Here is a 23,998-nt window from a genome sequence, read left to right on the forward strand (position 1 = left end):
GATATTGCTGCTTTGAAAACCAACATCAAACATTAAGGGTTCTATATTCAATATGAAAGAAGATACCTTAAATAGATTTCTCGAAGCCCAAAAAAGCAGCTATGCTATGGCACTAAATGAAATTTCAAATGGAAGAAAAACCACTCACTGGATGTGGTATATTTTCCCTCAGCTATCTGGTTTAGGTAGAAGTGAGATGGCTACATATTATGGTATAAAGAGTTTAAAAGAGGCTGAAGAATATCTAAACCATCCTATACTTGGGAAGCGTTTGCAAGAAATTTCTTCAGCATTGCTAAAACATACTAACAAAAGCGCAAATGAAATATTAGGTTCACCTGATGACCTGAAACTGCATTCATCTATGACTTTGTTCTCAAAAGTTGAAAATGCTAATCCAATTTTCAAGGAAATATTGCATCAATTTTATCATGATCATCCTGATTTATCTACCATTAAACAATTAGATCAATAATAATTTAATTTAAATTCGTGTAATAAATTCTACAAGCGTTTATTTGATTGGGGTATACGGTTTAGAGATATTTGTAAATTCACATCTACTAAAACGGCATCATTTCTGTAAGGTTTGTCCTCTATCCCTATATAATGAACGCGAATCACTTAGAAAAGTCTAAAATATTAATTAGATATTTAGAACAACATGGTCGGGTACCAAAAGACATGGCCACCTTAATTATCAACGAAACCCGGGTAATCGAATTTAAAAAACGGAAGCACATTGTCAGCCCATTGGATATGCATCCAAATATGTATTTTATCCTATCAGGAGCAGCGCGTGGCTTTACCCGTGAAGATGGTGAAGATCTTACCACCTGGATTACTATAGAAGGACAAATTGTTGGATTAACCCTTTTTTCAAAACAATTCAGTACAGCAAAACCTCAGTTTATTGAAACAATAGAGCCCTGTCAAGTTATTTTAATTACAAATTTATTAGTCAAAAAATTACTGGCAGAATACCCTGAAATGAGTATGATTTGTAGAAAACTGCTATGGCAACATTACCACGATGCTGAAGAACGGAACTATTTAATTCGGCTTAACAGTGCTGTTAAGCGCCTTAATAGAATGAATGACACTCACCCCCAATTCTACCACAGAATTCCTTTGAAATATTTAGCTTCCTATTTGGGTATGCGTATTGAAACGCTAAGCCGTCTGCGAAGTCAGATGTTAAATAGTTCTACTACCTGACGTATAGAACATGATCAATAATTGATAATTTATTATACAAACACAACATAAACTGTATACAATAATAAACAGATTAATCAGGGTAAGAAAAACTGATTAATCTTTTATTTAAAATATTTACTACTGGTTAATAAGCACTTAAGAAATCTATTAAAGACAATTTACCCCATTTACTGATCGTATTTCTGAGCATCATACATTACCCTGAAGATCCAATACAAATCTTACTGATCACAAAAAAAATACTCACTAATCATCACTTCAAGTATAAATTCCATCAGTCCTCCAGGCCATTTCAATTACGCCCAATAATCAATAAATTATCCATAAATCTACTCTTTTGAGTAAAACATCGACAGATTTAATGTCCAATGCCTGATTTTACTTCAGCAAGTTTCGGATTGTTTACCTATTCAAAACTTGATTTATTTGTAATTCAAATTCATAAAATGAAGAAATTTAAAATTGTCCCCATCTCCGCGGCATACGCAAATAATATTAAACGAACTTTAAAAGATAATTTTGGTCACGACGTGATTGAACAGGTAGCCGCTGGTTTTGGTCCTTGCCGTGTATCCTTAAAACCTTTCATTGTAGGCATTGATATCCGGCTATTGTTTACCCATAGTCCATTTACCATTGATAATGTTTTTAATCAACCTGGACCAGTATTTATACATCAAAAAGATGTTGAACCTTATCGTAATATCCATCAATTCCCACCAGAAATCAAAGCCGATAAAGAAAAATTTCCATTATCGTTAATTGGCTATTCCAAAGATCAGCAAATGATGTACACTCAATTAATTGGCGATGCAGATGTTGATCATTTAATTGGTGAAATTTTCGATCAACACACGGAAATCGACTACCTGCATGCCAGAAATGCTGAGGCTTGTTGTTACATCTGCAAAATAGAGCGAGTTTAGTCAATTGTAGTATATCCTACCATTATGATAACATGCTGATATTTAACGTGGAGTTAACAAGCGTACACTTAATTTTGATGTGAAATTCAGAACTATCATGATAAAACGCTCCAACTCATTAAAACAAACAGCTTTTTGCTCTATTTGTATCATCCTGCTTTTTTTAGCGATGCTTTCTTCTTGCAAGAAAGATCAGAAAAAGCTTGATTATCCTATAGGAAGCAATGAAAACATTAACACCTGGATACTGGATAGCCTTAAGCGTTATTATTATTGGAATGAACAGTTACGTGCCGATCAGGACATTGCTTTACCGCCTAAAGATTTTTTTTATTCCCTCCGCAATCCATCTGACCGTTTCTCGTATATTAACCTGCCAGGTGATGCCACCACCATAACGCCCAGCAACCGGAATTTTGGTTTTGATTATACTACCGTTAGTGACCAGAACAGTACAAAAGTAATTGGAATTATCAAAGTGGTTTTAAAAGATTCTCCGGCTTCAAGAGCAGGTTTAAAACGTGGAGATTACATCAGCAAAATAAATGGAAAAACACTAACATCGGCTAACGCCCAGGCCTTGCAGGATGAAATATTAAACAGTGACCGCTTTTCTATGAGCCTGGCCGAACAGACCAATAACATCTGGACCGATACCCGTACGGTTGAAATCAGTAAAGGCGTGATCCTCGATCAAAAAGAAATCAGCAGGATGATAGAAAGTGATGGAAAAAAAATCGGTTACCTGTATCTAATTGATTTTAATGCTGGTCTGGCCACTTCCCTCTCCCCTGTTTTTAGCAATTTTAAAGCACAGGGCATTTCTGATCTTATCCTAGATCTCCGTTATAATGCGGGTGGACAGGTAGCAGAAGCAGCAGGAATTTGTGTCATGATTGCTCAAAACATCACCTATGATAAGCCTTTCATTACGTACAAAGGCAATAAAAATGGGGGTACCAAAACAGAGTCTATCGGTGTTTCATCCACCTTTGATCGTACCTTAAACTTTAATGCACTGCTCCAGCAGAATCTGGGCCTTAACCGGGTTTATGTGCTATCTACTGCAACTACGGCATCAGCTGCAGAAATCATCATTAATAACCTCAAGCCCTTTATCCAGGTGATCCAGATTGGAGAAAAAACAAGAGGTAAAGACGAAGCCTCCTTCCGCATTTTCGATGCAAGGAATCCAAAACAGGTGAATTGGGAAATGTATCCTATTGTTTATAAACTTTTTAATGCGCAAGGGAACGGTGCGTATAATTTGGGGATTGATCCTGATGTGGTCATTAATGAAATGAATACGCTACCCTTGCTCCCACTTGGTGATCCGGGCGATCCGCTGATTAAAACGGCTATAGGCAGGATAACAGGTAAAATATCAAAATCAGGAATCGGCATTAATAAAGCACTTTCAGGCAGCTTTCAGGCAGGAAACATACTTCTGGATTCACGGCTTCAATCCACCCGGAACAGCACGGTCATTACCCACAAGTAATCTAAGGGAAAAGGTTTCATTGTGTTAACATTAACTTTAAACGCGACGGCTAACTTGCCTCCCATAACTGCTACTCATGGAAAAGTTGGAAAGTTTTAATCAGATAAAACTCCTGAACAATATCAAAAATGGCGATTCAGCTGCTTTTAATGAACTTTATTACCAGTATCGCCAAAAGATATACGGTTATGCGCATCATTTCACCCGATGTAAGGAAGAGGCAGAAGAACTTACGCAGGATACTTTTGTAAGGCTTTGGGAGAACAGGGCTAAAATAAATCCGGAAAGAAATTTTGATGCTTTTCTTTATACCCTTGTTCGTAACAATTTCTTAATGGTACTTCGCAAAAAAGCAAGGGAAAAAGCCTATAGCAATGAGAATTTATGTCAGCAGGAATCCTTTAATGCGATAGAAGATGAACTCAATGCCAAAGAATCTAAACGGATAGCACAAAACGCGATAGAAACACTTTCACCACAGGTAAAAAAAATATACCTGATGAGCAGAGATGATCACCATACACATGAAGAAATATCGCAATTGATGGGGATTTCAAAAAACACCGTGAATAACCACCTCAAAAAATCATTAAGCATCATGCGGAAATATTTTAAAACTTATTCTCCGGAAACGATTTTATCCTTAATCGCTTTCATTTGCTGCTAAACTGATCTCTTCTATTGATTGATGATGTGATGCCCTTCAGGGCATTTTTCATTTAGAGCCAGCCTAATTAAAAAAAATAAATAACTGATAAACAAGGTTTTAATTATTATTTAAAAATAAATTCAATTCCATATAGCTGTATCCAGCATTTCAAACATATATATCACAGTGCACAGCATATAAGGCGTTAAAGCACTACGATTAAAAGTGAAAAAAGAAAACATTAAAATATTATTTGAACGCTATCTGGAAGGTAAAACCAATCAGGAGGAAGAAAAAATTGTGCTGGATTACCTGGCCGATCAAACAAATGAAAACAGCGAGTTTCATCAGGTAATGGAAAAGGTTTGGGATAAGCAGGCTAAAAAAACCGATCATTCTGCAGAAGCTGAACAAGGTCTGGTACAAATTTGGGCGAAGGTAGAAGAACGCGAACCGAAAAGCCATCCCCTTTATGCCATTTTCAAATATGCCGCAGCTATTGTGGTAATCATTTCTGCTGCATTGGCTTGGTATACCTATCAAAAAGTACAAAAGCCTGCACAAATTGCCATCACCTATTTCACAAAAACTACCCTTAAAGGTGAGAAAGTAAAACTGATATTGCCGGATAGTTCGATCGTATACCTGAGTGCCGGAAGTAAGCTGATCTGGCCTTCTCGTTTTCAAAAAGGCAACCATAGAAATATCCGACTGGAAGGAGAAGCTTTTTTTGAGGTGAAACGTGACACCACCAGCCCCTTTGTTGTACACAGCGGACAGATGCAGACGCAGGTACTGGGTACTTCTTTTAATATTTATGCCTACCCTCAGGATCATACCTTTAGTGTGGCTGTACGTACCGGAAAGGTAAGTGTTTCTGCCAATAGCCAAGGTAAAATGAAACAACTTTCACTGCTTACACCTGGTATGAAACTCTTCTACTATTTAAATAAGCACAATTACAGCGTAGGTACCGAACGCATTACAGATATCAATTCGTGGATCAAAAATAGCTTTGTGTTTAAAGATGCAAGCCTTCCAAACATACTCAAATCATTGGAAAGGTATTATAATGTAAATATTGAACTCCAGAGCAACCAACTTTCTAAATGCAGATTCAATGCCACATTTTCTAATAAAAGCATTAATGATGTAATGGAAGAAATCCACATCATGAGTGGAAAACACATTAAATATAAAATAGACACCAATACTAAAACAATTACCGTATGGGGGAAGGGCTGCCAATGATGAGTTAACTACTTAAAAGTCGCAATAGAAATGCGCAAAACTGACTAGAAAATATTTACGAAAAAATTAAATCTCTTAATATAAATAAGGAGCCGGATTGCTCGAACAACCCAGCCCCTCAACAAAAGTTTTTAACCCGTGAGAATTAAAAAACATCTTGATCCTATTAAAATAGGATTTTACGAAAATATAAAAAAATATATTATCAACCTGAATTACAGCAAAGGATTGGCAACATTACTGCTATTTACCTTATGCTTTAATCTGGCAACGGCTAGAGGACTTACACAGAATGCCACATCAGGAGGTTTAAGTATTAAAATAACCGAATTAAGCATTTCCGAAGCACTTAGTTTGCTCGAAAAAAGATCAGGCTTTCTGATTAATTACAATAAATCAATCTTTAGCCAGAAAGATAAAATAAGCCTGGATATAAAAAACATGGCCTTTGAGCCTATCCTGAAAAGAATACTTTCAGGAACCAGGGTTGCTTACCGCTTTGCAGATGCCCAGACCATCTTGCTTTACAAACTTCCAGATCCGGTAAAACCTGGTCTGATATCAGGTAAAATATTCGATGAAAAGGGCGAAACCCTTCCCGGCGCCTCAGTTAAGATAATAGAAACAGGTAAAGCTACTCAAACCGCCAGCGATGGAAGTTATAGTTTAAGTGTTGAGCCGGGTAACTATACACTGGAAATTAGTTACATTTCTTTTACTACCCAACGCATTAGCAATGTAAATGTAAGGGCTGATAAAAACACACCTTTAGATATTTCCTTAAAACCTGATACGAAGGGTTTACAGGAAGTTGTGGTAACCGCCAGCTACAAAAAAGCATCGGTTGAAGGTTTATTAACCCGCCAGAAAAATGCATCGGAAATCAGTAATGGCATTAGCGCCGAGCAGATTTCGAGAACACCCGACAGAAACATTGGCGAAAGTTTAAAACGCATTAGTGGCGTAAATACGGTAGAAAATAAATTTGTAATTGTAAGAGGAATTGGCGAACGCTATAACTCTGCTCAATTAGATGGTGTTACGCTTCCAAGTACAGAAGCACAAACCCGCAATTTTTCTTTTGACCTGATCCCTTCCAATTTGGTAGACAATGTGGTTGTAAGCAAAACGGCAACGCCAGATATGAATACGAGTTTTGGTGGCGGTCTTATTCAAATCAACACCAAAGATATACCGGCAGAAAACTTTATCGGTTTTACAGCAGGTACATCCTACAACGACCAAAGTACTGGAAAAGATTTCTTCAGCCATAAAAGAGGTAAATACGATTATCTAGGTTTTGATGATGGCAGACGTGATTTTCCTGAAGGCTTGCAGCAAACTGACAGAGGAACGGCACCCAATACATCCTTATCAAACGAGGAATACCAGAAAAAGATAGATGATCAAAGTAAAAAGTTTAAGAATGATAACTTTAGTATCTATAAATATAAAACGGCGCCAACGCAAAATTATCAATTCAGTATCGGCAGGCTTATTAAGCTGGATACCGCTAATCAGAACAGATTAGGCATTATTGGATCAGTTACCTACAGAAATACGCAAACCATTAATCAGATTGATCAGGTACGTAGAAGCGATTGGTATTTAAACTATAATAACGCTGGCGCTAAATACATCTTTAATACCACCTTAGGCGCATTACTTAATGTCGGCTTAAAACTGGGCAGCAACCGTTTTAGTTTGCGTAATACGTATACCCATTTTTACAATAATGAGCTGCTTAGAATAACGGGGTATGATAACAATGACGGAGCTAATTTTATTTCGGCAGGGATACCACCGAGCCGAATACAAGAAGTAGATGACCCTACATTTACCGATCTTCTACAAAATAAATTAAATGGTCAGCATCAGCTTGGCAAAGTGAAATTAGAGTGGAATCTGGCTCGGACGGCAATAGAACGGAAAGAAAAAGATATTGGAATTGCTACAAGTGTACCAAGATTAATTGGCAATGAATACTTGTATTTTTATGATACTTCTCCCTTTATCCAGGGAAATATCCTGCCCACTTCACGTCATAATTATAGCAATAGTGAACGCAATTACTCCTGGAGTGTAGATGCTTCAACACCATTTAATATCGGAAAGCTGAGAAATACATTAAAAACGGGCTATTTCGGTGTAACCAAGAAAGGCACATTTAACTGGCAGATTGCTGCACTTGCCAATAGTGCTAACCTGGCAGATAGCTTAAGGTATATTCCCATTAGTGAAATGGCAAATCCAGCAAATTTCGGAGCAAACGGATACAATTATGCCATTAATTCCTATTTCTTAAATGGATACGAAGGAAACAGCAAAACCCATGCTGGTTATATCATGCTTGATGATCGGCTTTCGGATAAAATACGATTGGTTTGGGGCATCAGGGCGGAATATTATAAATATACCGAACTTAGAAATGACATCAATATCAGAGGTGGAAGTGAATTTGTTCTGCCAACCGAAAAAAAATGGCAATGGTTGCCTTCAGCAAACTTAACCTATATTCCGATAACAGACCTAAACATCAGAGCGGCTGCTTCCAGTACGGTAATCAGACCGGAGCTGATGGATAATAGTCAGTTTTTCCGTTATGATCCAAACCTGGGTTCATTATTTGGTAATCAAGGATTGGTGAGTACTAAAATCAACAACTATGACCTTAAAGCAGAATGGTTTCCAGGATTAGGAGAAATAATTTCAGCAGGTGCGTTTTACAAACGTTTTGATCAGCCCACAGAATTAACTTTTATCCTGGTGAATGGTAATATCAATTATTATATCAAAAATGCAGATCAGGCTAAAGTATATGGTTTAGAATTTGAATTGAGAAAGAATTTAAATTTTATTACTGACAACCAGATTTTAAGCAAGATTACTGCTTATGGCAATGTGACTTTACAAAAATCCAGTGTGGTGGGCACCTATAAAATCACTAATCCGGATGGGCCCAGTTTGCCAGATATTTCCGTTCCAACGAAACAAAGCAGGCCCATGTATGGCCAGTCACCTTATCTGGTTAATTTAGGTTTACAGTATACCGGAGACTTCCTGGGCCTCAATATTATTTATAACAAATCTGGCTACAAAACCTATATCGTGAGTCCGTATTTCAACCAGATAGAATACGAACAGCCACGTGCGCAGATTGATTTGCAGATTAGCTACAGGTTCTTGAAGAAAAAACTCGAAATCAAATTAAATGCAAGTAACCTGCTAAACAGGGCATCTGCTTTTTATGTAAATACAGGCAGTTATGAAAATAACCCTGATTACGCAGCCGGAAGAGATGACATTAGTGAGCGGTTGCGCTTAAAGCCAGGTTTTACCAATAAATATGAAGAAGGCGATGAACTTAGATACAGACAAGTATTCGGCCGTACATACAGCACTTCTATTAGCTATAATTTTTAAAAAAATGCGAAATATAAATATGGTTGAACATTTTAAAAAGAAAGGAGAAATAATCATTTCCTAAATGCAAAAAAAAACGAAAGGTTGTACTAGAACCTTCCGTTTGTACCGATAATTTCTTGTGGAAGTCGGCGCGCATCCAGGAATAAACCTGAAATCTATCTGATCATACTGTTAAAACCCCAGGGGTATTAGCATGCTGTTCTTAGCTAAAATGCTAAGATAAAAAAAATCATCTCATTTGGGTATAAACAGGCTTTTATTTTGATTTATAAAGAAATAGCCTGACTGCGTACATCCGAATGATTGTAAAAAAATCATCCTATAAATATGGATCCTGAAAAAGGTCCTATGAAAAACGAAACCATCATGATATTTTCTTTATCCTCAAACAAGATAAATCAATCATGATTGCTTCATCAACTTTGAAAAAATTCAAAAACCATGAAAAATTTTAAAAAATTAATCGGTCTTTTATCAGTTGTTGCTGTTTCTTTTACAGCTTGTAAAAAAAATGAAGGTGGATCAGCTTCATTTAACAACCGCAGCACTTCAGCAGCAGATTATTCGCAATCATCTTTACCAGTGGTTGCTGTTAGCGGAGACATTACCAGCCCAGTTACCTGGACAGCAGGAAACGTTTATGAATTAAGTGGTATAGTAACAGTTAGAGCTGGTGCAACCTTAACCATCGAACCAGGTACTTACATCAAATCAAGCGTAAACACAGCAGGTGTACAAAATGGGGTATTAGTTATTGCAAAAGACGGTAATATCAATGCTGTTGGTACTTCATCAAATCCAATCGTATTTACAAGCCGTTACCTTTTAGATGGTGATGCCAGCACAACAGGTAAACCTGGTGATTTTGGTGGTGTAATTATTTTAGGTAATGCTACAATCAATGTTGGTGATAAACTGATTGAAGGTTTAGCTGATCAGCCTCAGTTTCACTATGGAGGAACAAATGATGCAGATAACCGCGGTATTTTTCAATATGTACGTATTGAATATGCAGGTTTTCAATTGGCACCAAACGTTGAGGTTAATGGTTTAACTTTAGGTGGTGTTGGTAATGGCACTACTGTTGATCACGTTCAGGTTTCTTATGGCCTTGATGATGGATTTGAATTCTTTGGTGGAACAGTGAGCCCAAGCAATTTAATTGCTTTAGCATCAGACGATGATCAGTTTGATTTTGACAACGGTTTTACAGGCATATTGGAAAATGCAGTAGCCATTGCTGATAGAAATTCTACACATAGCGTTAGTGGTGGTAATAGCGATTCAAACGGTATTGAATCTGATAACAATGCCCCTGCAGAAGACGGATCTTTTAACTTAAGTCCAAAAACTCACCCTGTATTGATCAATGTAAGCATTTTCGGAACAGAAAATACTTCAGGCATTGCCGGTTTAGGTTACCGTAACGGTATCCGCGAGCGTAGAGGTTCGGAAGTTACTTTATCTAACGTAATTGTTTCTGGTTACAACACTGGTATCGCTTTCGATGCTGATGCCAATGCAAGTCTTTCAGATATCTCTACTACATCTGTTCACGGTTTCACAAACTCAATCACAGCAGTAGTTGGTGCTTATGTTGATGGTGGTGGTAACAATTTAGTAGTTAATGCGAGCAACGCAAGTTATTTTGGTGTGAGCCAACCATGGTACAATACACCAGGTTCTCCATCTACGGTTACGCTTCCTGTTTGGGCTGCTAACTGGTCAAAACTTGTATTCTAATTATTTTCTCTCTTATCAAAGAGACCGTACCTTTTTAGGTATGGTCTCTTAATTATAAAAACAGGACTGTACTGTTTAAATGATAATTACCCCTTTTATGAAACTAAAAACCTTTACCCTTTTCCTTTTTTCGGCTATTATAGCCTTAGGTTTATCCTGTCGCAAAGCAGAACTTCTTCAACCAGAACCTGCTAAAATAATCCAGTTAACTGTTACCGGCGCATCTGATGTAGCATTAGAATACCTATATAAAGACAGTATTATAGCCACGCCACCCGTTGGCAGTATTAACATCAAAACCCTGCTTTCTGTAAAGGATCAGAATGCTACTTTAAAGGTGAGAAAAAAAGGCACCTCAGAAATATTGCTCACCAAAACCATTACCGCAGCACCATTTGATCAGAACATCAGTTTTTTTTATGATGGAACCAAGGTATATAACAGCGCCATTTCATTGGTTATTAAAGGTTTTGCGCTATCTGGCGAAATAGAATTTTTGTTAGATGGAAAACTATTGTCATCGGGTACTAGTACCATCAACAACACGTTTTTTATCCTGATTGATAAAGGCACCACGAGGGAAATTACCATCCGTAAGAAGGGAACCACCGAAATTCTCTTTACCAAAACAATCGAATCTGAAATAGCAAAGCAGAATATTGATTTCTTTTTCGACGGAACTAAAATTGCAGATAATGTAAAACTCACTGCTCCGGCAAATCCTGCCAATATGATGATCAGTGCAAAGTTTGAAACCATATTTGCTCCACAATTTAAAAATGTTGATGTAGATATTGTTTTTTATACTAAACCATCATCTGCCACCATTACAACTGCAGGAACCAAAGTTACACCTGAGCTTAGACTTACTCTTCCAAAAGATGGCTCGTTCAATTCGATTGAACTTCCGCCCCTGCCAGGACCAAATTATATTTACAGCTTTGATATATTTGAAGCAGGAACAAACAATGTTCCTTACACTACCACAGCCTCACCATTTGTAAACGCGGCATTTCCTTTTAAACAAAACGAAGGAAGGTATGGCTCAATCAGTTTTGAAGCCAATACATCAAAGCTGTTTATTATAAAGGATACGAAAAATTTAGGTTCCACAACAAGATCTACCTATTTCTCGGGAGCGATTACCGATCTTTCTCAATACTTTAAATAGCAATACTATTCATCCCATCACAAATCACGGATCTGAAATTATTTCTTAATTTAAAACGAAATGAAAAATCTAAAACAATCAATTGTTCTTTTATCGATTGTTGCTGTTTCTTTTACAGCTTGTAAAAAAAATGAAGGTGGATCAGCTACCTTCAATAATCGCAGCACTTCAGCAGCAGATTATTCGCAATCATCTTTACCAGTGGTTGCTGTTAGCGGAGACATTACCAACTCAGTTACCTGGACAGCAGGAAATGTTTATGAATTAAGCGGTGTGGTAACTGTTAGAAATGGCGCAACCTTAACCATTGAAGCAGGTACTTATATTAAATCTAGTGTAAATACATCGGGTTTACAGAACGGTATATTGGTTATTGCAAAAAATGGTACCATCAACGCTGTTGGTACATATACTGATCCGATCGTATTTACTAGTCGTTATCTATTAGATGATAACGCAAATACAATGGCTAATCCAGGCGATTTTGGTGGTATAATCATTTTAGGTAATGCAAAAATTAATGCTGGCTATAAACTGATTGAAGGCTTGACAAATCAGCCTAAGTTTTACTATGGCGGCAATAATGATGATGATAACAGAGGTACTCTTCAATATGTCCGTATCGAGTATGCAGGTTTCGTTTTAGCCCAAAATCAGGAAGTGAACAGTCTAACTTTAGGTGGCGTAGGTAGCGGAACTACAATCGATCACGTTCAGGTTTCTTATGGCCTTGATGATGGATTTGAATTCTTTGGTGGAACAGTGAGCCCAAGCAATTTGGTGGCATTGGCATCACATGATGATCAGTTTGATTTCGACAACGGTTACACAGGTGTAATAGCTGATGCTATTGCCATTGCTGATAAAAACTCCTGGCACAGCACCAGCGGCGGCAACAGCGATTCAAACGGTATCGAATCTGATAACAATACACCTGCAGAAGATGCTACTTTTAGCTTAACTCCAAAAACTCACCCTATTTTAGTTAATGTTAGCGTTTTCGGAACTGAAAATACCAACGGTATATCCGGCTTAGGTTACCGTAATGGTATTCGTGAGCGTAGAGGTTCGGAAGCTACATTAGCCGATGTAATTGTATCTGGTTATTCAAAAGGCATTTCTTTCGATGCTGATGCCAATGCAAATCTTTCAGATCTTAATTCTACATCCGTTCATGGCTTCACCAACTCCATCACATCAGCAATTGGTGCTTATGTTGATGGTGGTGGTAATACTTTAGTAGTTAACGCTGTTAGCGCTAGTTCTTTTGGTGTTCCTCAACCTTGGTACAATACACCAGGTTCTCCATCTACAGTTACGCTACCAAGCTGGGCGAATAGCTGGACAAAACTTGTATTCTAATTTTTTTCTCTCTTAATAAAAGAGGCTATACCTAAGGGTATAGTCTCTTTATGATCAAACAGCATAACACTGCATTAAATGACAATTACCCACGATAATGTAAAGCTAGGCCCTCCAACAAATCCCGACAACATGCTTACAGTACCCTATTCTAGTTTAACTACGCCGTTAATTACTTCCGGGTTTCCTTTTGTTGCGAATAACGGTCGTTTTGGAACACTTACTTTTGAGGCGGGTAAATCTAAATTGTTCTTGATAAGAGATAAAAACAATTTGATAACCACTACACCTAGAGGCACTGCTCTATCTGGAGAGTTGACTGATTTATCTCAGTTTTTTCAATAAAATTACATTATAAAAATGTGGAAGCTACACCGGCAATCCCCATTTTTTTTTAAAAAATGAGGTCATAAACTAAAGAAGATTAAAACTAACTAAACGCTGTTGCCGATTAACCTAAAATCCATCGGTTCCGCATACAACGATAACACCTGTAGCGTTTTATTGTTAGCCAAAATAATATAGTTTTCATCAGCTTGGTGCGTGGAATTCGTTGAAGATCCAAGCGATCACCTCTCCCGCATGGACATAAGCCAAACTCATCACTGTTATCAATATCTTCTTTATTAACTATCATAAAATAAAAAAATGTTTAAATAGGTACTGTAAGTCATTCTATAAAGATAAAAGACTTACATTAAGTTAATATTAACACATAATTACCTTATAATTAGATATATAAATAAATTTAAATAAACATTTAATTTAAGTAATATTTCAAATTATTTTATTAGAATTAACAAAATTTAAGATAAAGCAGAGCCACATAAATGAAAATTGCAGGCTTACTTAAATTCAATAGTTAAGGATTACAAAACCTTAATTTTATAACCCTGCGGGAAAAGTAACGGATATGGTTTTCAGAAATTGGCTAACCTGATATTATAGTCAATTATATTTTAATTGCTGAAATAGGGATGTGCTTTACAGAAGTTCACAATGTAAATCTATTTTACAAAATCTAAGTGCTTAACCACTTTACAAGGTGAACCCATTGCCAAAGAATAGGATGGAATGCTTTTGGTAACTACACTTCCTGCGCCAATTGAACAACCATCACCAATCGTTACGCCAGGAAGCAAGATACAATCCCCTCCAATCCAAACATCATTTCCAATGGTGACAGGTTTGGCAAAACCAATGTGCTTATTTCGGTCTACCGGATTGATAGGATGGCTGGCCGTATAAATCTGAACATTCGGCGCAATAAAAACATTATTTCCAATGGTTATGGGGCAACAATCCAGTAGCACAAAATTGAAATTGATAAACACATTGCTTCCAATTTTAGTATGGCATCCGTAATCGATTCTGATCGCTTTTTCGATATGAACATTATCTCCAACTTCTGCAAATATTTGTCGTTGCAGGTTTTCTTTAGTGTTTGTATCCCTCGGACTGGTATTGTTAAATAAATCGACAAGCTCCCTCACCTGATATCTGATTTCAACCAATTCTGGATCATTGATGTTGTAATGTTCACCAGCAAGCATTTTTTCTCTTTCAGATTTCATATTTTTCTTCCTTTATCGCTGAGATTCTTTCGAAAGATCATCACCGCAGACTACGATATTAACAAAAATTTCATAAAAAATAACATTCTGAAAAAATAGTTTTATTGATCCGAAAAGTCACATTCAACAATATGGCAAAGCCATTTTAAGTCTGAATACAGATTTGGTTTAAGGTTTATACAAGTGGTCAGCAAATGTTTTCTTGCAGAATAATTTGGCTATTCTAGAAACTTTTCTATAAGTTTACCGCAACTTTAGGGGTGTCCTTTACGGACTGAGATAATACCCTTTGAACCTGATGCAGTTAGTACTGCCGAAGGGAAAAGTGAATGATAACGCTATTATTTGGTGGTATCTTTTCTTTCCTCCATACGGGGCCATTCCTAAAAGTTGATTTTTTAGCTATAGAATGGAAATCACCGTAAATCAACAAAATTACCAGGTTACCGAAGCTTGCAGCATGCAGGATTTAATAACTGTCGTGTTAAATGCGCCGACTACAGGAATTGCTGTAGCGGTTAATCAGACCATTATTTCCAAAACGAACTGGGAAAGCTACCTCCTCCATTCCGGCGATCAGGTCATCATCATTAAAGCCACTCAAGGCGGTTAACCATAAACCCAAAGAAAATGAAGCACGAAAAAATTCCAACAGACCAAGTATTGACGACCACTCCTTTTGCGGCCTCCAAAAAAGTTTTTGTTCAAGGCAAGCTACACGACATTCAGGTAGCAATGAGGGAAATCATTTTAAGCGATACGAAACTGCATGGTCGTTTCGGTGAAACAGAACCTAATGCGCCGGTAACTGTTTACGATACCAGTGGTCCTTATACAGATATAAATGCCACCATTGATGTAAAAAAAGGTTTGCCAAGATTGCGTGAAAAGTGGATCATCAACCGCGGAGACGTGGCGCAACTGGATCATATCTCTTCACAATATGGAAAACAACGGCTTAATGACCAGAGCCTTGATCACCTTAGGTTTAACCATACCACTAAACCTTTCCGTGCAAAAGCAGGTATGAACGTATCGCAAATGCATTATGCAAAAAAAGGTATAATTACTCCTGAAATGGAATATATTGCCATTCGTGAAAATCAGCGGATTGATCTTTTGCAAGAACAATTGAAAGACCAGCACGATATTATGAACCATCAGCATCAGGGGCATAGCTTCGGTGCCAATACGCCAAAAGGTTTAATCACACCTGAATTTGTTCGCCAGGAAGTGGCTGCGGGTCGGGCAGTAATTCCCTGTAACATCAATCACCCGGAAATAGAACCCATGATTATCGGGCGGAATTTCCTGGTGAAAATCAATGCCAATATTGGAAATTCAGCAGTTACCTCCAGTATCGAGGAGGAAGTTGAAAAAGCAGTATGGGCTTGTCGCTGGGGGGCAGATACCATTATGGATCTTTCCACCGGAAAAAATATTCATGAAACCCGGGAGTGGATTATCCGCAATTCCCCGGTTCCCATTGGTACAGTGCCTATTTATCAGGCTTTAGAAAAGGTGAACGGCAAAGCTGAAGATTTAACCTGGGAGCTTTTCCGCGATACATTGATTGAACAAGCCGAACAGGGCGTAGATTATTTCACGATACATGCGGGTGTTTTATTGCGTTATGTACCCTTAACTGCCAAAAGAATTACGGGCATTGTGTCTCGTGGTGGATCCATCATGGCCAAGTGGTGTCTCGCGCATCATAAGGAAAATTTCTTATACACACATTTTGAAGAGATTTGTGAAATCATGAAAGCTTATGATGTGTCGTTTTCATTAGGTGACGGATTACGTCCGGGTTGTATTGCGGATGCGAACGATGCGGCTCAATTCGGCGAGTTGGAAACCTTAGGCGAACTCACCAAGATTGCATGGAAACATGATGTACAAACCATTATCGAAGGGCCTGGCCATGTGCCGATGCACTTGATTAAAGAAAATATGGAAAAGCAGCTCCAGCATTGTTCTGAAGCACCATTTTACACTTTAGGCCCCTTAACTACTGATATTGCTCCGGGTTATGACCACATCACTTCAGCCATTGGTGCCGCTATGATTGGATGGTTTGGTACGGCCATGTTGTGTTATGTTACACCTAAAGAACACTTGGGTTTACCAAACAAAAAGGATGTGAAAGACGGAGTAATCACGTACAAAATTGCGGCGCATGCTGCCGATCTGGCCAAAGGACATCCTGGTGCACAATACCGTGATAATGCGTTGAGTAAAGCCCGTTTTGAATTTAGATGGGAAGACCAGTTTAACTTATCTCTTGATCCGGATACGGCTAAAGAATTTCATGATGAAACTCTGCCAGCCGATGGTGCAAAAATCGCACACTTCTGTTCTATGTGCGGCCCGAATTTCTGTTCAATGAAAATTACTCAGGATGTTAGGGAATATGCCAAAGAAAATGGCATGGAAGAAACAGATGCATTAGCCAAAGGGATGGCAGAGAAATCAAAAGAATTTACACAAAAAGGCAGCGAAATTTATTTATAATGGATTTGATCGTGATCTCCGCTCCTCAATCTGTCGACAATGAAGCGGCTATGATTAACCAGCTTTTTGACGCCGGATTAACCCGTTTTCATTTGCGAAAGCCAGAGTGGAATATCCATCAATTTGTTAATCTGCTTGAAGGTATTGATCAGGCATTTCATCCTAATATAGCGCTTCATCAGCACCATATGCTTACAGATAATTTTAACATCAAGCGTTTGCATTATCCTGAAAAGCATCGGGTTAATTCAGGTGCTGAAAAATGGTACGATCAAAAACAAAAGGGCTATGTGTTGAGTACATCCATACATCATCTTGCTGAAATACCATTAATGAAAGAGTTTGAATATGTTTTTTTTAGTCCGGTATTCAATAGCCTATCCAAACCGGGTTATCAAAGTCTGTTAGAAGAGGACTTTGTATTGAAAAAAAAGAACCATGAGCCCAAAGTGATTGCACTCGGCGGAGTGGATGAAACCAACCTAAAAAATGCCGTAAAAATGAATTTTAATGGTGTGGCAATACTTGGAGCCATTTGGAATACACCCGAATTGGCTACGGTTAATTTTAAAAAATTGAACAACATCCTAAATAACCAGTTGGAATGATTGACAGACTCCACTATATTTCTCAGGAACCAGAAAACGGCACGCACCTTACCGCGATCAAAGTAGCCCTGGAAGCAGGTGCCAAGTGGATCCAACTGAGGGTGAAGAATCAGCCAAAGGTAGAGATTTTACAATATGCCATAGATGCCGTTGCATTGTGTCAAGCCTATGGTGCCAAATTAATTGTAAATGATCATCCAGAAATTGCCCTCAAGGCAGGTGCATATGGTCTGCACCTGGGTTTAGATGACATGCCGATTAAAAATGCCAGAGATATTGTAGGTAAAGAAATGATCATTGGTGGAACGGCAAATACCTTTGATCATATTAAACGGCGGGTTTCGGAACGGGTAGATTACATTGGATTAGGGCCCTATCGATTCACCACAACCAAACAAAAGCTGAGTCCGATATTGGGTTTGGATGGTTATGCCGCCATTATAAAACAGGTCAAGTTGGCCAATATTCATATTCCCATTATTGCAATTGGTGGCATCGAATTGGGCGACATCAATGCCATTATCAAGACTGGCCTTTACGGTGTTGCCGTTTCAGGAGCCATCACCCATGCAACTGATCACGCAACCATGGTAAGGCAAATGTACGCACAACTTAACAGCTTCAATTTAAAGGAAGTTTAAACGAAACAAAATGTTAAAAATAGCCGATAAAACGTTCAGTTCGCGATTGTTTACTGGTACTGGAAAATTCAGTTCTGCTGATTTAATGGAAGAAGCCTTACTGGCATCAGGCTCAGAACTGGTAACCGTGGCCCTTAAGCGGGTTGATGTAAAGAACAATGAACATGACGACTTACTGATCCGTCTGAAATACCCACACATCAATTTATTACCCAACACCTCTGGCGTACGTAACGCTAAAGAAGCCGTTTTTGCAGCTCAATTGGCCCGTGAGGCTTTGGAAACTAATTGGATTAAACTCGAAATTCATCCTGATCCAAAGTACCTCATGCCTGATCCCATTGAAACTTTAAAGGCTACAGAGGAACTGGCTAAACTAGGCTTTATCGTATTGCCCTATATCCATGCCGATCCGGTTTTATGTAAACGCCTGGAAGATGCTGGTACAGCGGCCGTGATGCCCCTTGGTTCGCCGATTGGCAGTAACAAAGGCTTAAAAACCATCGATTTTTTGGAGATCATTATTAGCCAAAGTAACGTTCATGTGATTATTGATGCCGGAATTGGTTCACCATCAGACGCAGCACATGCCATGGAAATTGGTGCCGATGCCGTATTGGTGAATACGGCAATTGCGGTTTCCAGTAATCCAATACAAATGGCTGCGGCTTTCAAAATGGCTGTAGAAGCCGGACGTATGGCCTTCGAAGCCAAATTAGCCTCACCTGTTTCAAATGCTGTTGCCAGCAGTCCACTAACCTCATTTTTAGATGAATAGTTTTACTGATCTTTTTGCAACTTACAACTGGGATGAAACCAACGCCAGTATCTATGCCAAAACAGCTGCCGATGTAGAAAATGCATTGTCGAAATCGAAGCGGACGCTGGAAGATTTTAAAGCGCTGGTTTCACCTGCTGCGGCACCTTACCTGGAGCATATGGCAACGATTAGCCAGCAGTTAACGCAAAAGCGTTTCGGAAAGGTGTTGCAAATGTATGTTCCGCTTTATTTATCCAATGAGTGCAGCAACATTTGCACCTATTGCGGTTTTAGCTATGATAATAAGGTCAGGCGCAAAACACTTTCCCCGATGGAGATTATGCAGGAGGTGGCGGCGATTAAAGAAATGGGCTATGAACATGTGCTGCTGGTTACTGGTGAAGATAACGTGAACGTACATATTGATTATTTTAAAAAGGTACTGAAAATGATCCAGCCACATTTTGCCCATGTTTCCATGGAAATTCAACCAATGGACCAGGAAGATTATGAACAACTGATTCCCTTTGGCTTAAATACGATTTTAGTTTATCAGGAAACCTATCACCAGGAAGATTACAAGAAACACCACCCAAAAGGAAAAAAATCAAATTTCAAATATCGTTTAGAAACACCAGACCGATTGGGGAAAGCAAAAATCCATAAAATGGGATTAGGCGTTTTAATCGGCCTGGAAGACTGGCGCACCGATTGTTTTTTCACTGCACTGCACCTTAACTATCTAGAGAAAAAATACTGGCAAAGTAAATACAGCCTTTCTTTTCCAAGGCTTCGCCCCTACAGTGGCGGATTGGAACCTAAAGTAGAAATGAATAATAGGGAACTCGTTCAACTCATCTGCGCTTACCGTTTGTTTAATGAAGAAGTAGAACTGTCTATCTCCACCCGTGAGTCGCCGGAATTTAGAAACAACATCATTAAACTGGGTATAACATCCATCAGTGCGGGTTCAAAAACTAATCCTGGTGGTTATACGGTTGCGCCAGAATCGTTGGAACAGTTTGAAATTAGCGATGAACGAAGCCCTGCTGAAATTGCCAGCATGATTGCTGCGCAAGGTTATGAAGCCGTATGGAAAGATTGGGACAATTGCTTAGCTTAATTACAAATATGCTTACACCAGAAGAATTAAAACAGTATCAACGCCAGATCATATTGCCTGAATTGGGTATAAGCGGACAAGAAAAACTCAAGGCAGCCCGCATACTTATGATTGGTGCAGGTGGTTTAGGTTGCCCGGTGTTACAATATCTGGTGGCAGCTGGTGTCGGGAATATTGGTATTGCCGATAATGACGTAGTAGATTTAAGTAACCTACACCGGCAAATCTTATATACAATTGAAGATGTGGGAAAACCAAAGGTGCTCACCGCTAAAGAAAAACTGGGTCGCCTTAATCCGTTGGTAAACATAACCGCTTACACGGAAAGGGTAACGGTAGAAAATGCAGAAAGGCTTATCAGCCAATACGATCTGATAATTGATGGCTCTGATAATTTCCCTACCCGGTACCTCATAAACGACACTTGCGTACAATTGAACAAACCGCTCGTTTTTGGTTCCATTTTTAAATTTGAAGGTCAGGTATCTGTATTCAACCACCAGCAGGGGCCGAACTACCGTGATTTGTTTACTGAAGCACCGTCCGAAGGTGAAGTACCCAACTGTGAGGAGATTGGTGTAATTGGTGTATTGCCTGGCATTATTGGAACCTTAATGGCCAATGAAGCAATTAAGATCATTTGTAAAATAGGCGAAACACTTTCAGGAAAACTACTCACCATGAATGCACTGGATTGCAGCACGAATATTTTTAAAATCAGTTCGAAAACACAGATCGATACCATACCAAAAACAACAGTAGAGAAGCATGATAATCTGGAGGAAAAAGAGATCTCAATAGACCTCCTGAAAAGCTGGCTAGATAAAACACCGGAAGAAGTTTTTTTAGTGGATGTACGCGAGGATTATGAATTTGAGGAAGATAACATTGGTGGCATAAATATCCCGCTGTATGAGCTGAATGAGCATATTTTATCATTCCCTATTGATAAAAAATTGATTTTCATCTGTCAGACAGGCCAGCGGAGCAAAATGGCTATCAAAATCGTAAAGCCGTTCTTTAATGGAGAAATTTTCAGTGTAAAAAATGGAATTTTATGAGTAAATCTTTTCAGTATATTTCCGTACTCACTATTGCCGGATCAGATAGCGGCGGCGGTGCAGGAATACAGGCCGATTTAAAAACATTTAGCGCCCTCGGATGCTATGGCACTTCAGCCATTACAAGTGTTACCGTGCAAAATACTTTAGGCGTAACGGCAATTCATCATATCCCAGCTAATATAGTAAATGGGCAGGTTAAAGCTGTTTTGGAAGATATCAAGCCTTCGGCTATTAAAATCGGGATTGTTCAATCTTCAGATCAAGTGTTAGCCATTGTACGAGTGCTGAAAGATTATCCCCATATTCCGGTGATTTTAGATCCGGTTATGGTATCAACCAGTGGTTTTCATTTGATCGATCAGGATACTATCGTTAGCCTTCAACAGGAACTATTTCCCTTAACCAGTTTAGTTACGCCTAATATAGATGAAGCGGAAATACTAGCTGATATGAAGATCAACACGATTGATGACATGAAAAAAGCAGCCAGTCGAATTATCCTATCTGGATGCAAAGCAATTTTGGTTAAAGGTGGTCATTTGAATGGGCCTGATCTTTTTGATGTCTTTCTGGATGAAAATGGAGTGGAAAATATCTTTAGATCAATTGCTGTAAAAACACTCAACACCCATGGTACGGGTTGCACGCTTTCTGCCGCCATTGCAGCTTTTGTTGCTTTAGGCCATGATATGCCACTCGCAATTGAGAAAGCAAAAGGATTTGTTCAGCAAGCCATTATTGCTGGTCAACATGTTAAAACCGGAGAAGGAAAAGGGCCATTAAACCATTTTTTTGATGCCCAGAATTTAATCAGGAAGGAGTTAAAGGATGTTCCGTTGAATTTAGATTAAACATGGAGGAAGCGCTTACCTCAAGATTAGACAAGCATAAAATAACCAATCAATCCAAAACTATGAAAGCCCATGGATGATCAGAATTAGAAAAGAGAAGCGCTTTTTCAGCACAATTCCGAAATATATTTTAATGAAGTCTCACTTTAACCACTTCCCCATTCTCCTTAATCTCTACAAATTCTTCAATCCTGTCCTGGTGGTCTACCGAATATTTTTTTGACTGATAATAATTTGTTTGCCCGCCATAACTATTATAACCCGTTCCAGTATATTCATTATAGTATCCGTTAGATGTCCAGTCTAAAAATCCTTGTAAAAAGTATTTTCCTGGCTTCATTTCAGGGAAGGTGAATTTACCGTCACTATTGGTAACGGCCTCAAGCCTATACCTGTATGCAGCTGTAGAAAGATAAACATATTGTCTTTTTCTAAAATTCTCCTTGTCTTTTCTCAGCTGATACCAGGCCTCAAAATAAGGTGTAACAGGTAATAAAATTACTTTAATCTGGTTGGCCAGAATGCGTGCACCTGCTCTAAAACCCATATTATTTTTTGCTTTAGTGAAAGCCACGCCTTTTATCGTACCCTTTCCTTTAGCCAACATACTTTTGGCTTGTAGAGAATCGAAAACGACTTCGGGATAGAAAATCTGCTTTTTATCTTTTTCTTCGGGTTCTTTATACTGCGCAAAAGACTGATAAATTATTCCAATAGTTAATGCTATTGTTAAGACAAAGCTTTTAGAGTTCATATAATTAATATTTAATGTTATTTAAAGGCTTAAAATAATTCAAACGCATTTAGCTTGAGTACCAATACAGGCATTTATATTGGACCTGCAAAAAGATGGATAGACCGTCATCTCTAATGGTGTTCAATAGCAAGATGAATTTGAGACAAAACTATGTGAAGGACCGACGATTTTAAATACCAGTATTTATTGTTTTTTTTCTACCCGTTTTTAGGTATTTTATTTTATAGCTATGGATCAACTACATGAAGCATAATAGCTAAAATCATTCCTTAAACGATTAAAATCTACCTAAAAACCAGTAGATGGAATCCCTAAAAACCGGGTATTGACTGACAGTATAGAAGCCTATAATTTTGCACATCACTTATCAAAAAATCTATGAAACATTTATCGAAAACAAAATTTTTAAAATTTGCCGTAGCACCATGTTTAATGTTAATGATGTTCATTACATCATGCTCAAAAAGTAATTACCAGCCTGGGAACAGTAATTCATATCCAAAAGATGTAAACGTAGAATACCGGATTACAGCGATCAGCGGAGTTAATAGCGGAGATGTATTGTATGCTAATGCCAGCGGTGGCAATACATCTGTTGATAATGTAAGCCTGCCCTACTCCGTTAAATTTAAAAGAACAGTTAAACAATTAGATAACTTGGTATTGGGTTACAGTAAAATTGGATCGGGTGAGGTAAAGGTTGAAATTCTGGTAAACGATCAGGTAGTGGAAACAAAATCTTTTTCCAGCACCTCTTACGTAACCGGAACTATAGTTTACCTGTTTCAATAATCATTCTCCTTGTTTAATTTAATGCAATTAAGATAAGGAAAACGATAGTAATTCATTTCATATT

The 23,998-nt window shown here is 38.2% G+C and carries 22 protein-coding genes and 1 riboswitch; of the genes, 20 read left to right on the plus strand and 2 right to left on the minus strand.

Features of this window, described 5'->3' with window-relative positions; genetic code table 11:
• Positions 1-52: 52 nt before the first annotated feature.
• From EV200_RS16305 to EV200_RS16355, 11 genes are all read left to right on the plus strand, one after another.
• Positions 53-475: a DUF1810 domain-containing protein gene (locus EV200_RS16305; protein ID WP_132534527.1), complete on the plus strand. Its 423-nt coding sequence runs from the start codon at positions 53-55 to the stop codon at positions 473-475.
• A gap of 134 nt (positions 476-609) precedes the next feature.
• Positions 610-1,218: a Crp/Fnr family transcriptional regulator gene (locus EV200_RS16310; protein WP_132534529.1), complete on the plus strand. Its 609-nt coding sequence runs from the start codon at positions 610-612 to the stop codon at positions 1,216-1,218.
• A gap of 449 nt (positions 1,219-1,667) precedes the next feature.
• Positions 1,668-2,147 (plus strand): DUF1203 domain-containing protein, encoded by a 480-nt coding sequence (locus tag EV200_RS16315; protein ID WP_132534531.1) that lies wholly within the window; start codon positions 1,668-1,670, stop codon positions 2,145-2,147.
• 97 nt (positions 2,148-2,244) lie between these two features.
• A complete protein-coding gene (locus EV200_RS16320) occupies positions 2,245-3,648 on the plus strand; it encodes a S41 family peptidase (RefSeq protein WP_132534533.1) in 1,404 nt (467 codons plus the stop codon).
• Between the two features lie 76 nt (positions 3,649-3,724).
• Positions 3,725-4,315: an RNA polymerase sigma factor gene (locus tag EV200_RS16325; protein ID WP_132534536.1), complete on the plus strand. Its 591-nt coding sequence runs from the start codon at positions 3,725-3,727 to the stop codon at positions 4,313-4,315.
• Positions 4,316-4,522: 207 nt separating this feature from the next.
• Entirely contained in the window at positions 4,523-5,548 is a 1,026-nt protein-coding gene (locus EV200_RS16330; protein WP_132534538.1) for a FecR family protein, read from the plus strand.
• A 138-nt stretch (positions 5,549-5,686) separates the two neighbouring features.
• Positions 5,687-8,971 carry a TonB-dependent receptor gene (locus EV200_RS16335; protein WP_132534540.1) on the plus strand — a complete coding sequence of 1,095 codons (3,285 nt, stop codon included), beginning with the start codon at positions 5,687-5,689 and terminating at the stop codon, positions 8,969-8,971.
• A gap of 444 nt (positions 8,972-9,415) precedes the next feature.
• Entirely contained in the window at positions 9,416-10,717 is a 1,302-nt protein-coding gene (locus EV200_RS16340) for a hypothetical protein (protein WP_132534542.1), read from the plus strand.
• Between the two features lie 97 nt (positions 10,718-10,814).
• A complete protein-coding gene (locus tag EV200_RS16345; RefSeq protein WP_132534544.1) occupies positions 10,815-11,888 on the plus strand; it encodes a hypothetical protein in 1,074 nt (357 codons plus the stop codon).
• A 60-nt stretch (positions 11,889-11,948) separates the two neighbouring features.
• Positions 11,949-13,250, plus strand: a complete 1,302-nt coding sequence (locus EV200_RS16350; RefSeq protein ID WP_132534546.1) for a hypothetical protein — start codon at positions 11,949-11,951, stop codon at positions 13,248-13,250.
• Between the two features lie 78 nt (positions 13,251-13,328).
• Positions 13,329-13,595 (plus strand): hypothetical protein, encoded by a 267-nt coding sequence (locus EV200_RS16355; protein WP_132534548.1) that lies wholly within the window; start codon positions 13,329-13,331, stop codon positions 13,593-13,595.
• A 662-nt stretch (positions 13,596-14,257) separates the two neighbouring features.
• Here the strand turns inward: EV200_RS16355 and EV200_RS16360 are convergent.
• Positions 14,258-14,824, minus strand: a complete 567-nt coding sequence (locus EV200_RS16360) for a sugar O-acetyltransferase (protein ID WP_208864561.1) — start codon at positions 14,822-14,824, stop codon at positions 14,258-14,260.
• Positions 14,825-15,070: 246 nt separating this feature from the next.
• A riboswitch (TPP riboswitch) is annotated at positions 15,071-15,163 on the plus strand.
• A 70-nt stretch (positions 15,164-15,233) separates the two neighbouring features.
• Here EV200_RS16360 and thiS point away from each other — a divergent pair.
• Genes thiS through thiD form a run of 8 tightly spaced genes read left to right on the plus strand, consistent with a single transcriptional unit; the run spans position 15,234 to position 22,385 of the window.
• Positions 15,234-15,437, plus strand: coding sequence for a sulfur carrier protein ThiS (gene thiS, locus EV200_RS16365; RefSeq protein ID WP_132534550.1), 204 nt, complete (start codon positions 15,234-15,236; stop codon positions 15,435-15,437).
• A 17-nt stretch (positions 15,438-15,454) separates the two neighbouring features.
• Positions 15,455-17,338: a phosphomethylpyrimidine synthase ThiC gene (gene thiC / locus EV200_RS16370; RefSeq protein ID WP_132534552.1), complete on the plus strand. Its 1,884-nt coding sequence runs from the start codon at positions 15,455-15,457 to the stop codon at positions 17,336-17,338.
• Entirely contained in the window at positions 17,338-17,946 is a 609-nt protein-coding gene (locus tag EV200_RS16375) for a thiamine phosphate synthase (protein WP_132534553.1), read from the plus strand. The genes thiC and EV200_RS16375 overlap by 1 nt, the downstream gene beginning before the upstream one ends.
• Complete coding sequence (locus tag EV200_RS16380; protein WP_132534555.1) at positions 17,943-18,587, plus strand: thiamine phosphate synthase; 645 nt, start codon at positions 17,943-17,945, stop codon at positions 18,585-18,587. The genes EV200_RS16375 and EV200_RS16380 overlap by 4 nt, the downstream gene beginning before the upstream one ends.
• A 10-nt stretch (positions 18,588-18,597) precedes the next feature.
• A complete protein-coding gene (locus EV200_RS16385; RefSeq protein WP_132534557.1) occupies positions 18,598-19,365 on the plus strand; it encodes a thiazole synthase in 768 nt (255 codons plus the stop codon).
• The gene (thiH, locus tag EV200_RS16390) at positions 19,358-20,470 is read left to right on the plus strand and encodes a 2-iminoacetate synthase ThiH (RefSeq protein WP_132534559.1); all 1,113 of its coding nucleotides are present in this window, start codon (positions 19,358-19,360) and stop codon (positions 20,468-20,470) included. The genes EV200_RS16385 and thiH overlap by 8 nt, the downstream gene beginning before the upstream one ends.
• Before the next feature lie 8 nt (positions 20,471-20,478).
• The gene (gene moeB, locus EV200_RS16395; RefSeq protein ID WP_132534561.1) at positions 20,479-21,531 is read left to right on the plus strand and encodes a HesA/MoeB/ThiF family protein; all 1,053 of its coding nucleotides are present in this window, start codon (positions 20,479-20,481) and stop codon (positions 21,529-21,531) included.
• Positions 21,528-22,385 (plus strand): bifunctional hydroxymethylpyrimidine kinase/phosphomethylpyrimidine kinase, encoded by an 858-nt coding sequence (gene thiD / locus EV200_RS16400; RefSeq protein WP_132534563.1) that lies wholly within the window; start codon positions 21,528-21,530, stop codon positions 22,383-22,385. The genes moeB and thiD overlap by 4 nt, the downstream gene beginning before the upstream one ends.
• A 130-nt stretch (positions 22,386-22,515) precedes the next feature.
• On the opposite strand, the gene EV200_RS16405 is transcribed toward thiD, so the two are convergent.
• On the minus strand, positions 22,516-23,139 hold the full coding sequence (locus tag EV200_RS16405) for a carboxypeptidase-like regulatory domain-containing protein (protein ID WP_132534564.1): 624 nt from the start codon (positions 23,137-23,139) through the stop codon (positions 22,516-22,518).
• Positions 23,140-23,520: 381 nt separating this feature from the next.
• Here EV200_RS16405 and EV200_RS16410 point away from each other — a divergent pair, with 381 nt between their 5' ends.
• Positions 23,521-23,934 carry a hypothetical protein gene (locus tag EV200_RS16410; RefSeq protein WP_132534566.1) on the plus strand — a complete coding sequence of 138 codons (414 nt, stop codon included), beginning with the start codon at positions 23,521-23,523 and terminating at the stop codon, positions 23,932-23,934.
• Positions 23,935-23,998 lie beyond the last annotated feature (64 nt).

Source organism: Pedobacter psychrotolerans (assembly GCF_004340665.1).
Classification (GTDB): domain Bacteria; phylum Bacteroidota; class Bacteroidia; order Sphingobacteriales; family Sphingobacteriaceae; genus Pedobacter; species Pedobacter psychrotolerans.